Source organism: Stenotrophomonas sp. STEN020, from assembly GCF_056760195.1.
The window spans coordinates 1-11331 of sequence record NZ_JBRREI010000041.1 but is presented as its reverse complement, the minus strand read 5'-3'; the positions used below and the strand labels follow the sequence as shown (position 1 = coordinate 11331).

Annotated in this window: 13 protein-coding genes and 1 pseudogene; 10 read left to right on the top strand and 4 right to left on the bottom strand. The window is 62.3% G+C overall.

Annotation, left to right across the window (positions count from 1 at the left end):
- Window positions 1-32: 32 nt before the first annotated feature.
- The 5 genes from ACVOLZ_RS15920 (at window position 33) to ACVOLZ_RS15900 (ending at window position 3857) form a co-directional block, all read left to right on the top strand.
- Window positions 33-671 carry a tetratricopeptide repeat protein gene (locus tag ACVOLZ_RS15920; RefSeq protein ID WP_481516984.1) on the top strand — a complete coding sequence of 213 codons (639 nt, stop codon included), beginning with the start codon at window positions 33-35 and terminating at the stop codon, window positions 669-671.
- Between the two features lie 118 nt (window positions 672-789).
- Window positions 790-1704, top strand: a complete 915-nt coding sequence (locus ACVOLZ_RS15915; RefSeq protein WP_481516983.1) for an AEC family transporter — start codon at window positions 790-792, stop codon at window positions 1702-1704.
- 42 nt (window positions 1705-1746) lie between these two features.
- Window positions 1747-2799: a hypothetical protein gene (locus ACVOLZ_RS15910; protein ID WP_481516982.1), complete on the top strand. Its 1053-nt coding sequence runs from the start codon at window positions 1747-1749 to the stop codon at window positions 2797-2799.
- Window positions 2800-2848: 49 nt separating this feature from the next.
- Window positions 2849-3049, top strand: a complete 201-nt coding sequence (locus ACVOLZ_RS15905; protein ID WP_481516981.1) for a hypothetical protein — start codon at window positions 2849-2851, stop codon at window positions 3047-3049.
- 256 nt (window positions 3050-3305) lie between these two features.
- Window positions 3306-3857: a hypothetical protein gene (locus tag ACVOLZ_RS15900; RefSeq protein WP_481511850.1), complete on the top strand. Its 552-nt coding sequence runs from the start codon at window positions 3306-3308 to the stop codon at window positions 3855-3857.
- 232 nt (window positions 3858-4089) lie between these two features.
- Here the strand turns inward: ACVOLZ_RS15900 and ACVOLZ_RS15895 are convergent.
- From ACVOLZ_RS15895 to ACVOLZ_RS15880, 4 genes and pseudogenes are all read right to left on the bottom strand, one after another.
- Window positions 4090-4308: pseudogene (locus tag ACVOLZ_RS15895) on the bottom strand (AAA family ATPase); the annotation flags it as partial.
- A 56-nt stretch (window positions 4309-4364) separates the two neighbouring features.
- Window positions 4365-4865: a hypothetical protein gene (locus ACVOLZ_RS15890; RefSeq protein WP_481516980.1), complete on the bottom strand. Its 501-nt coding sequence runs from the start codon at window positions 4863-4865 to the stop codon at window positions 4365-4367.
- Window positions 4866-4887: 22 nt separating this feature from the next.
- Window positions 4888-5313 carry a hypothetical protein gene (locus ACVOLZ_RS15885; RefSeq protein WP_481516979.1) on the bottom strand — a complete coding sequence of 142 codons (426 nt, stop codon included), beginning with the start codon at window positions 5311-5313 and terminating at the stop codon, window positions 4888-4890.
- Between the two features lie 120 nt (window positions 5314-5433).
- Entirely contained in the window at window positions 5434-6915 is a 1482-nt protein-coding gene (locus tag ACVOLZ_RS15880) for an AAA family ATPase (RefSeq protein WP_481516978.1), read from the bottom strand.
- A 133-nt stretch (window positions 6916-7048) separates the two neighbouring features.
- Between ACVOLZ_RS15880 and ACVOLZ_RS15875 the strand changes: the two genes are divergently transcribed.
- The 5 genes from ACVOLZ_RS15875 to ACVOLZ_RS15855 are packed head-to-tail and all read left to right on the top strand — an operon-like array spanning window position 7049 to window position 11184.
- Window positions 7049-7681, top strand: coding sequence for a nucleotide-binding protein (locus tag ACVOLZ_RS15875; protein WP_481516977.1), 633 nt, complete (start codon window positions 7049-7051; stop codon window positions 7679-7681).
- A gap of 19 nt (window positions 7682-7700) precedes the next feature.
- Window positions 7701-8177 (top strand): SixA phosphatase family protein, encoded by a 477-nt coding sequence (locus ACVOLZ_RS15870; protein ID WP_282269588.1) that lies wholly within the window; start codon window positions 7701-7703, stop codon window positions 8175-8177.
- 4 nt (window positions 8178-8181) lie between these two features.
- Complete coding sequence (locus tag ACVOLZ_RS15865) at window positions 8182-8751, top strand: YceI family protein (RefSeq protein WP_481516976.1); 570 nt, start codon at window positions 8182-8184, stop codon at window positions 8749-8751.
- On the top strand, window positions 8748-10724 hold the full coding sequence (locus ACVOLZ_RS15860; protein WP_481516975.1) for a phospholipase D family protein: 1977 nt from the start codon (window positions 8748-8750) through the stop codon (window positions 10722-10724). The genes ACVOLZ_RS15865 and ACVOLZ_RS15860 overlap by 4 nt, the downstream gene beginning before the upstream one ends.
- Before the next feature lie 31 nt (window positions 10725-10755).
- Window positions 10756-11184, top strand: coding sequence for a hotdog fold thioesterase (locus tag ACVOLZ_RS15855; protein ID WP_481516974.1), 429 nt, complete (start codon window positions 10756-10758; stop codon window positions 11182-11184).
- Window positions 11185-11331: the final 147 nt, after the last annotated feature.

Genomic DNA, 11331 nt, shown 5'->3' with positions numbered 1-11331 from the left:
TGGGGGATAACTGTTTGATGGGGATTGCAGTCATGGGGGTTACAAAGCGCATGGTCGCTGGCGCACTGCTGCTGGCCGGCCTGTTTGTTGCAAACGTGCAGGCGCAGAGCCTGCCGAAGATCAACGAGTTCTATTTCGACGACGATGTCGCGGCCAAGCCGATCCATGCCGTGCCGCCTGAACAGGCAGATGCAGTGGATCAGCTGATGAAGCTGCGCGAGCGCGGCCGCAAGGGCGTGGAAGCAACCGCGCAGCTGGCCAGCATCGCCTACCGCGATGGACGTACCGAGCTGGGCGGCAAGCTGTACGAGGAGGCCATGGCCTCCGTTGCGGACACCTCCGTGCAGGCCCGCAGCCTGCGTTGGAACCACGGCTGGGATCTGTACCGTCGGGGCGCTGCGCAGGAAGCGCTGGACTACTGGACCAAGGCGGCCGAGGGTACCCGCGGCAATCCGTCGTGGCTGCCGCAAACGCTGGCGCTGGTGTTGTGGAGCCTGGACCGTAAGGACGAAGCCGTGGCCTGGTACGCGGCAGCGGTGCGCACCGAGCCGGGGCAATGGACCGAAACCACGGCCTATCCACAGCTGTTGCCGGCATGGAGTGATGCCGAGCGTACGCAGCTGGCCCAGGTACAGCAGGCGTGGGTGGCCAATCCGCCGGCATGGCCATAAGGCTGAAGTCGTAACGCGGCACCCGTAAGCGGCATCCGCATCCGTGCTGATGCTGCAACAGGAGGTTTTGAGTCGGCGCTGATTCCCCCTGCGGGGCAGCCCGGCGCATGCTCGCATCATGGCATTCGACGCTTTCGCACTGATCCTGACCATGCTCGCGTTGGGCATGGTCTTCGCACGCTTCCGGGTATTCCCGGACAACGCCGCTGACGTGCTCAACAAGGTGGTGCTGTACATCTGCCTGCCGGCAGCGGTGCTTACCTATGTACCGCGCCTGCAGCTGGATGCCTCGTTGATTGGCATCATGCTCACGCCGTGGCTGTTGATGCTGCTGACCCTGGCCTTGGTAAGCCTGGCCACACGCCTGTTCGGTTTCGAGCGGCAGGTGCATGCGGTGCTGCTGCTATGCGTGGCGCTGTGCAACTCCAGCTTCATCGGCTACCCGATGGTGCGCGCGCTGTTGGGTGACCATGCTCTGCCGTATGCGGTGGTCTACGACCAGTTCGGCACCTTCGTGATGCTGTCCACCTTCGGGCTGTACGTGCTGGCGCGCTACAGCGGCGATACCCCGCCCAGCACCGGCCAGATCCTGCTGCGCATTGCCCGGTTCCCACCGCTGTGGGCGCTGATCTTCGCCCTGCTGGTGATGCCGGCATCACCACCGACGTGGATTGCGGGGGCGCTGAAGAATGTGGCCGACGCGATGCTGCCACTGGTGATGCTGGCGGTGGGTCTTACGATCCAACTGCGGCTGTCGCGCGCTGAACTGGCGCCGTTGGGCGTGGGCCTGCTGCTCAAGCTGTTGGTGCTACCGGCCGCAGCTTTGCCGCTGTCCTGGGCGTTTGGCTTGCTGGGCGAGATGCTGCGGGTCAATGTACTGGAGAGCGCAATGCCGACCATGATCACTGCCGCCGCCCTGGCCATTTCCCACCGGCTGGCGCCACGCTTGGCAGCCGCGATGGTGGGTTATGGCATTGTGCTGTCGTTGATCACCTTGCCGGCCTGGGTCTGGGTGCTTGAGCGGCTGGTTTGAGTCAGTATGTAAGCTTGGATGCTCCACAACGAGGAAAGCAGGATGCGTAAACCCTGGTTGATGTTTACTGGCTTGGCCTTGATGGCGGCAACGGCTGGCGCGATTGCGCAACCGGCGAAAGCTGAAACCACGCCGGAGCAGATGCTCGCGCAGATCGAAGCGAGCAACACCGCACGGTTGCAGCTTGGGCGAGAGCTCGCCGCAAGCGGTCAGCCACGCAAGCTGTATGCGGCGTGGCTGCTGGCGCCGATGAGCCTGGATCTGGCGCGTGGGAAAACCAGCTACTCGCCGGAAGCCGATACCTGGTTGATGCGCGCGATACGTACCGGCAGCGAGGATCCGGTGATCGCGGCGGCTGCGGTTACCCGCTGCATCCGGGTGGACGAGTGCGATGTGGAACAGGCCCGCGTCACGCTCGCGACCGCAGATGCGGAAGATGCTGGAAGCCAGCTGCTGTTGATGCGCTTGGCCGAGCACCGCAAGGATCCGATCGAGGCGGAGCGCGCCTGGCGGCGTGTGGCAAAAGCATCGCGCTACCGCGACCCCGCAGCAACTTTGATCGGCGTCATGGATGTGGCCACGCGCGACTATCCCTGGCCGCTGACCGATGCCGCGCAGGCAGCTGAGTGGCAGCGCCACAACAGCGGCAGCTATCTTGAACAGGAGCGCACCGTCACCTTGTTCAGCATCGCTGCGGTGCATTCTCCAGCTGATTTGAAGCAGATGATGGAGACTTGCCCAAAGACCGTGCCTGACGCGGCAAAGCGGGAACAATGCCGACATTTGTTCAATGTAGTGGCGAACAGCAGCTCGCTTTTGCTCGCCGGCTATGGGGCTTCGCGCATGGCGGAGCTGGAGCAAGGGCCTGCGCAGGTACCGTGGTTGGCACGCAAGCGCGAGCTGCAATGGATCATCACGGAAGCCACAGCCATCTTGGCTGACGAAACCAGCAAGGTCACCAAGGTAAGCCCTGCCGAATACACGCGCTGGCTTGCAGAGCAGGGCGAGCTGCCAGCCATGCGACGCTTGCTTGCAGCCTGTGGTGTGCCGGTGACGCCGCCTGCTGATTGGCAGCCAGTTGTTCCGGCGGCGTGACCATAGGGACCCGGATCGGGCATTGGTATCAACCACAGGCAGGGCATGTATGTCACATGGCTCCGAATCAGGTCACACCGAAACGGTGAGCTGTGTGGGCTCCGTCGAGGAGGGCGTCATCTTCATCAAAGTCGTTGGAATGCCTCAGGGATATCCGGTCGAGTTTGACCTGACGCAGGCGCGCGCCTTTGCGGAACAGTTGCAGAAGGCAATCAACGAAGTTGAGTCGGGTTGGGTTGGCGGGAACTGACGTCGGCATAGATGGTCCCTGCTCACTGCCGCAGCACACCATCCGACCTTATGCGGGCGTTCAATATCCGTTTGTAGGCCTTCCGCTCCGGCTTGTCCCGCGAAGTCATTTGTCGGCTTGTTGGGCGAGCGCGGTGGATCTAAGATCAGCCCGTACCAAGGGGGTAGCCCGCCATGCGGTGCGCTGCGAAAAGGGAGATGCGGAATCAAGGTTCCGGCTATTGTCTGGTTGGTCTTGCGGCCACCATAGGGGAGTCATGAAGATCTATGTCATGGGTGCCGCGCTAGCGGTATCGCTATCTGGATGCGTTACCCCAAACTACGCTGCACCCTCTGGCTCCGTCGCAAAGCTGACGGTTGCTACAAATACCCTGGAAACATGGAATCAACAGGTCCGGCTACATAGCCAGCCCGATTGTGCCGGCTACCCAGGGAAGTTGATTGATATTCTTCAGTCGAAACGCATAGGCATCAGCACCGGCACTTCAACAACTACAAATATCCCTGCTGATTCAAGCATCACAGTTTCGGTATTGGCTAGCGTGCCGCGCGATGATTCATTTCTCAGCATGTTCTTTAAAGGGGGTGAGCGGGTTGCCTCTGAGAACAGATACTGTGAAGCGTTCGTAACCTTCCGGCCAGAGGCTGGAAAGGAATATCGCGCATCCTACAAAATAGACGGTTCTCCTTGCTCACTGGAGGTCATGGAAATCAGGGATGGGCAAGGAATTCTGGTCACCAACGCCCGTCCCAATAGCAGGTGCTCCATTGCCGCAAAAAAAGTAAGCAATCAGCTATGGACTAACTGACGCAGCTAAGGTCAACAAATTTTCAAGGACATTGCCGTCAGTCATGGGCATTGGATGGCTGTGCCTTCCTCATGAGATGTGAACGTGCCCGCCTCTCGATTTCAGATATCAACAACAAGCTCACCTTGCCGAAAGGAACATTGAACCAAAGGGTGCGCTGGCGCTATCCGTGCTACAGCAGCGTTAGAGCCTCCGGGCGATTTTAATCCGCTGGCACGGTGCGCTCGCGCGCCTAGTCGCGCAGCGATTGCACCTGCTCGGCCATCAGTACTGACAGTGGTCGTGTGTTGCGGATCTCGGCCATCAACAGCTCGGTGTCCAGCGGCTTCTGTTCGGCGTGGGCGGCATATAGGCCGGCGACCACCGCCTGTTCGATCTCGGCACCGGAGAAGCCATCGCTGGCAGCAGCAAGGGCGGGCAGGGCGAACAGATCCGGCTGCAGCTGGCGACGCAGCAGGAGTCGGCGACAGCTGCATGAACAAATCCTCCAGTGTCGACCTGAAATTTCTATCTATCCGGAAGTGCTCTCATCAAAAATGCACCATCGGCGTAGATGACGTCACATCCAGTCGCTACGCACTCTTCCGTCATCTCGTCCTTGGATGTAATCCTTCGAACAGATTCAATCGAAGAAAATTTTCCACCTATCAGCTCCGGGACAGTCACGCCTTCGCCGAATGTGACAGGAGCGGAGGTCTCGAAAAAGCCTTCCACCCGATAATAGCCCGGGATCGAAAAGCTGCGTGCAATGTCGGGAGAATTTCCGACCATGATCGCTGAGACCAGGTCCGCTACGTCAGCAGCTTCTTTGTTGGCATATAGAAACGTCGAACCCTTTGCGGGGGAATACAGAACAACATCAATGTTTTTGCCTAGGAAAAGGTCCGACTGCGCAAAAAGTTGCAAGGGGGAAATCCGGCAGGCCCCATTGATGGCAGTGATCTTGTTCTGGCAAGCATCTTGCGGTGGGATGGAACAAGGGCCTGCGCAGCCCAGTAGTGAAAACATTGGAGTGATTAGTGTTGCAAACCTAAGGGATGACTTTGGCATTTCGAATGACTCCAATGCGTTCGATATCCAGAGGGTCTGTCTTTCCCCTGTTCAAAATAAATCTACCTTTGATAACAACCCTTGCATCAAGATTCCTCTGCCGGAGGCTGGATGCTGTCTCGTCCCCGTAGATGACCATGGATGAGACGGATTCACCATCCTCCATCGCTTCCTTTGTCGGGAAAACAAGGGTGGCGCCATTTGTGGTGCGAGCCCACGCAAAGAACTCGACATCTCGCCCGTCAAATTTTTCGGGATGTGCCACCAGGTAAATGTAAGAAATCGCACATGTCTGCTCAGTCCGGGAGTTTCCGCGATATTTGCATGCATCAAAATCTGGCGGCCCACCACATCCTGCGGCTTGGGCCAAAGCCAGACAAACCAGCGTTGCATGTCCAATCTTCACTGCAGCACCTCAGAAAGTAGTTCGCTGGTCAGGGCTTCGCGCCATCGGGTACCGGCGATAGATCCCCGGGTGCGCTGGCGCTTACCCAAGCTACATCAGCAGCTGAGCTTTCAAGCTACTTCAATCCGCCGGCACGGTGCGTTCGCGCGCCCAGTCGCGCAGCGACTGCACCTGCTCGGCCATCAGTACTGACAGTGGTCGTGTGTTGCGGATTTCGGCCATCAACAGCTCGGTGTCCAGCGGTTTCTGCTCGGCATGGGCGGCGTACAGGCCGGCGACCACTGCCTGCTCGATCTCGGCGCCGGAGAAGCCATCGCTGGCTGCCGCCAAGGCGGGCAGGGCGAACAGGTCCGGCAGCAGCTGGCGGCGCTGCAGATGCAGATGCAGCAGTTCGACGCGGGTGTCGGGTGAGGGCAGGTCGACGAAGAAGATTTCGTCGAAGCGGCCCTTGCGCAACAGTTCGGCCGGCAGCTCCTGCACCTGGTTGGCGGTGGCGACGATGAACACCGGCGCCTTGCGTTCGGCCATCCAGGTCAGCAGGTAGCCGAGCACGCGGCGCGATACGCCGCCGTCCTCACCACCGCTGGCCAGGCCCTTCTCCACCTCGTCTATCCACAGCACGCAGGGTGCCAGCTGCTCGGCCGAGGCCAGCGCGTCGCGCAGGTTCTTCTCGGTCTCGCCGTGGTACTTGTTGTACAGGGTGCCGAAGTCCAGCCTCAGCAGTGGCACGCCGAAGCCGGCGGCGGTGGCCTTGGCCAGCATCGACTTGCCGCAGCCCTGCACGCCGAGCAGCAGCATGCCCTTGGGCGGGTCCAGCCCGGGCGGGGCATTGCCGGAGACAAACACCGCGCGGCGCTGCTCGATCCAACGCTTGAGCCGGCGCGCGCCGGCCACGTCGCTGAAACGAGCCGAGTCGTATTCGTAATGCAGGTGGCCGCTGCGGTTGAGCAGTTCGAACTTGAGCTTGGCCAGCTGTGGCAGGTCATCGGCCTGCAGCGCCCCATCGGCGAAAATAAGCTGGCGGGCGATGCGGCGTGCGTCGGTCATGCTCAGCCCGCGCAGGTTGCGCAGGATCTGCTGCACTGCCTCCTGGTCCACCTCGACCCGGCGCCCACCATTCTCCTGGGCATAGCTGGCCGCTTCCTCGCGCAGCATCTTCAGCAGCGCATTGGCATCGGGCAGGCGCGGGTTGAAGCGTGTCGCCAGCGCTTCCAGCTCGGCCGGCAGCTCGACCTTGGCGCCGACCAGCACCACCACGTGCGGCTGGCTGTGGCGGCGCTGGATGATGTCGCGCAGCAGACGCTGGTGGCTGGCATAGCCAAGGTAGGGATGAAAATCGAGCAGCAGGTAGATGCCGCGCTGGTCGGCCTCCTGGATCATGCGCAGGGCGGCGCTGGCATCGGGTGGGCCGACCGCCTCGTCCTCGCGGTCCATGTCGATGCGGCGCAGGCCCTCGGTGATCGACCAGCGGTACAGCGAGCGCCACACATGCATCAAGGCCTCGCGGAACAGACCCACGATACGGGTCTCATCCTGCGTTTCGATGACGATCAGCGGCGTATTGGCGCGGATCAGTGCGGTCAGGTCCTGCAGCTCGCTCATGGTGGTTCCAATGCCGGGGGCGACACGATAGCAAAGCCGCAGGCCTTGTCGGGGGGCGTCCTCACCGGATGACTACCTTTGCCAACGCGGGCCGGTGTACGCTGCTGGCAAGTCCCGCGAAAACGAGGCGTGCATGAAGACGATTCTGGTAGCCGGCTCCAAAGGCGGTGTCGGCAAGACCACCATCGCTACCCATCTGGCCGCACACTCGGCCTTGTCCGGCCAGGCAACGGTGATTGCCGATGCCGACCCGCAGGGCTCCAGCACCCGTTGGGCGCAACGCCGTTCCATCCTGGACAGCGCGGTGCTGCCGGTGGATGTGCACCGCAAGAAGAACTGGGAAAAGCTCATCCCCGACGGCGCCGAGCAGGTCATCATCGATGCCCCGGCCGGTGCCTATGGCGAGGACCTGGAACGCTTCATCGACATCGCCGATGCGGTGGTGGTGCCGGTGCTGCCCTCGGCGCTGGATATCGAGGCCATCGTTGGCTTCCTCAACAGCCTGTCCAAGATCAAGCGCATCCATTCGCGGGCGGTGCCTGTAGGGCTGGTGCTCAACCGTACCAAGCCGTGGACGCAGACCTCGCAACAGGCCAGGCAGATGCTGGCCGATTGGCCGTATGAGGTTGTCACGCAACTGCGCGACAGTCAGAGTTATGTGGTGATGGTCGGGCTTGGGCGCAGCCTGTTCGATTATCACTCTGCACAGGTACGCGAGCACCAGCAAGACTGGGAGCCGCTGCTCAAGTGGTTGAACAAGGTCTGATCAGGAGTACTAACCGACCATGCGTGAATTGATCCTGCTGCGACATGCCCATGCCGAACCGGCGGCCAATGGCCAAGCCGATCTCGACCGGCCCCTCTCACCGCATGGCTTGGCCGAGGCCGAGGCGGCCGGCCGTTGGTTACAGGAACACAAATTGGTACCGGACCGCGTGCTGTGCTCGCCCGCGCGACGTACCCGCGAGACCCTGGAAGCGGTGCTGGAGCGCACCGGCTACGTCGAACAGCGTCTGGAAGAGCGGATCTACGATGCCGTGCCCGGCACCCTGGCGGCCCTGCTGGACGAGCATAAGGAAGTCGAGCGCCTGCTGGTGGTTGGCCACAACCCCGGACTGGAGCAGTTGGTTGCGCTGATGCACAGCGGCCAATCCGGCGACTACCGCGGCATGCCGCCGGCCTCGGTGGCGGTGCTGTCACTGCCGATGGAGGCGGCAATAGAACCGGGCATTGCCCGGCTGACTGAATTCTGGTGGCCCTGAGCCCATGGCGGTGGCGCGGTATGGGCTGCTGCTGATTCTGTTGATGCTCGCTGGCTCGGCCCTTGCGGCCGAGCCATTGCATTTCGACACGGCACACTCCCGGTTTGGTTTTGAAATACGTACCCGCTTCGGGCAGAAGGTGGAGGGTGTCTTTCCGCGTTTCGAAGGTTGGATCACGGTGCTGCCCGATGGCCGTCACCAGGTGCGGCTGCGCATGTTCACCGAGTATGTGGAGATCCCGGAGCGGCCGCGCTACACCGGCTGGATCCGCGGCGAGGACTTTTTTGACGCGGCACGCTACCCGGTGGTGGAGTTCGACTCCGATCCCTATGACCCGCGATTGACCGAAACCGGCGGCGATGTGCAGGGGCGCTTGTCGATCCGTGGCATCAGCCGGCCCGAAGTGATGCGTCTGGCAAAACCTGAATGCGCGCGGCCCGGCTATGATTGCGACCTCGTCAGCCGCGGCACCATCCTGCGCGGCCGATATGGCATGGATAGCTGGCAGATGGCCCTGAGTGATCGAGTGATATTCGTACTGCGTACACGCCTGGTGGGCGCCCCCAAAACGTGAAAGCTGTGATCCGTCTTTTGCCGGTGCTGGCGCTGCTGCTGGCCAGCGGTTGTGCCTCGCTGTCCAATCAGCAGCGCGAGCGTGCCGTTGGCATTGCCGTGGCTGCGCGTTCCACCGTGGTGGATTGTGACCAGCCCGACCGCTGTGCGCTGGATTCTCCGCTGCGCGCGCTCGGTGGCAAGGCCATCGCCGAATCCACCGCGCAGGCACCGCGGCATTACGCCACCATCGTCGACGAGGGTGAACTGTCGCTGATCGCGCGGCTGAACCTGATCCGCAGCGCCACCCGCAGCGTGGACCTGCAGACCTATATCTTCGACACCGACGACAGTGCGCGGATGGTGATCGACGAACTGCTGGCCGCGGCCCGGCGCGGAGTCAAGGTACGGGTGCTGATCGATCAGCTCTCGGCGATCTCCGATCTGCAGATGCTGGGTGCCTTGTCCGGCGCGCATGCCAATTTCGAGCTGCGTGTCTACAACCCGGCGTTCGGCAAGGCCAAACTCAACTACTTCGACTATGCCGGCAGCGTGCTGTGCTGCTTCCGCCGTTTCAATCAGCGCATGCACAACAAACTGCTGGTGATCGACGATGTGATCGGCATGGTCGGTGGCCGCAACTACCAGGACGACTATTACGACTGGGACAGCGAGTACAACTTCCGCGACCGTGACGTGGTGGTGGCCGGGCCGGAGGCGCGCGAGATGGCGGCCAACTTCCAGGCCTTCTGGGAAGCACGCCGCAGCGTGCCGGCCGAGCGGCTCAATGATGTCGGCAAGACCTTGTTGAACGAGGGCGTGCCGGCTCTGCCAGAGGCGGCATTCCGGCGTCCAGACCGCATCGCGCGGGTGGATGCTGAAGCCTCCGACCCGGACTTCATCGAGCAGGCATTTGTCGACACCGCCTTGCCGGTAAGTGCGGTCAGCTATGTCGCCGACCTGCCGCGCAAGCATCGCCGTGAACGCGAGGCGCAGCCGCTCAACGGCCAGCATGTGACCGAGCCGAAGTTGGATGCGCTGATCTCGCAGGCGAAGACCGAGGTGCTGCTGCAGACGCCCTATCTGGTGCTGTCCAAGCCCGCGCAGGAGCTGTTCAAGAACCTGCGCAAGCGCGAAACGCCGCCGCGGGTAGTCGTATCGACCAATAGTCTGGCAGCCACCGACAACCCCATCGTCTATGCGCTGTCGTACAAGTACAAACGCCGCAATCTGCGCGAACTGGGCTTCAATATCTACGAATACAAGCCGTTCCCGCTGGACGCACCGATCGACTATGCGCAGTTGTTGCCGGCGCCGTTGGGCGGTGAACCGGCCGCGGCCCCCACCCGCAACCGGGTGATTGGCGGTAGTGCGGCTGGCAGCAATGCGCGCGGCAGCGGTTCCGGGCGCCGGCTCAGCGTCGATGGCAGCGAGGTCGAGCGCGAGGTGCTGCGTACCGAAACCCGGCCCTCGTTCCTGGGTACGCGTGCGGTCAACCGGCCCTTGCCGGTTACCCGTCGCGGCGCGCGCATGGGCCTGCATGCCAAGTCGCTGGTGGTGGATCGCCGTATTGGCGTGATCGGTACCCACAATTTCGATCCGCGCAGCGAGAACTACAACACCGAAGGCGCGGTGATCATCGATGACCCGGCCTTTGCCGAGCAGTTGGCGCAGAGCATCCTGCGTGACGTGCACCCGGACAACTCCTGGGTGGTGGCACCGCGCGAAAAACCGCCGGTGCTGTCCGGCCTGAACTACAGTCTCGGCAAGGCCTCCGAGGCACTGCCGATCCTGGATTTCTGGCCCTGGCGCTACGCCACCGACTACGCCTTCAAGCCGGGACCGGACTGCCCGCAGCCGCTGCGTCGACAGGACCCGAACTTCCACAACTGCTACACCGCGGTTGGTGACTTCCCGGAAGTCGACGTCGGCCCCAAGTGGGTGCTTGTGCGCATGTTGACCGCGTTCGGTGCGGGGCTGGTCCCCATCCTCTGACTGTTTTTGTTTCCCCAAACAGGTAGCTGCAATGAGCCAAGTATTCCGCGCGCCGGTTGACCTGCAGTTGGTCAACGAACTGAGCCGCAACACGCTGATCGACCATCTCGGAATTGTCTTCACCGCTGTCGGCGATGATTGGCTGCAGGCGACGATGCCGGTGGATGCGCGTACCAAGCAGCCTTACGGTCTGCTGCATGGCGGCGCCTCGGTAGTGCTGGCCGAGACCTTGGGCAGCAGCGCCGGCAATCTCTGCGTGGATCCGAGCCAGCAGGTATGTGTCGGCCTGGAGATCAATGCCAACCATCTGCGGGCGGCGCGTAGCGGGCTGGTTACCGGTACCGCACGCGCGCTGCATGTGGGCCGCACCACCCAGGTGTGGGAGATCCGCATCGAGGATGAGGCGGGCAAGCCGGTGTGTATTTCGCGGCTGACCTTGGCGGTTGTGGCGGTTGGGTGAGAGGCTGGTGCTTGGGCTAAGAGCGTAAGAGCTCAAAAGCACCCCTCCCCACCCCCGGCCCAAAGCGGCGGGCAAGAATGGGGGATGAGAGTGGGCGCCCACCACGAGCGGTGCCAGTGAGAGTGGGGGGGGCGGGGGCGGGGGTTA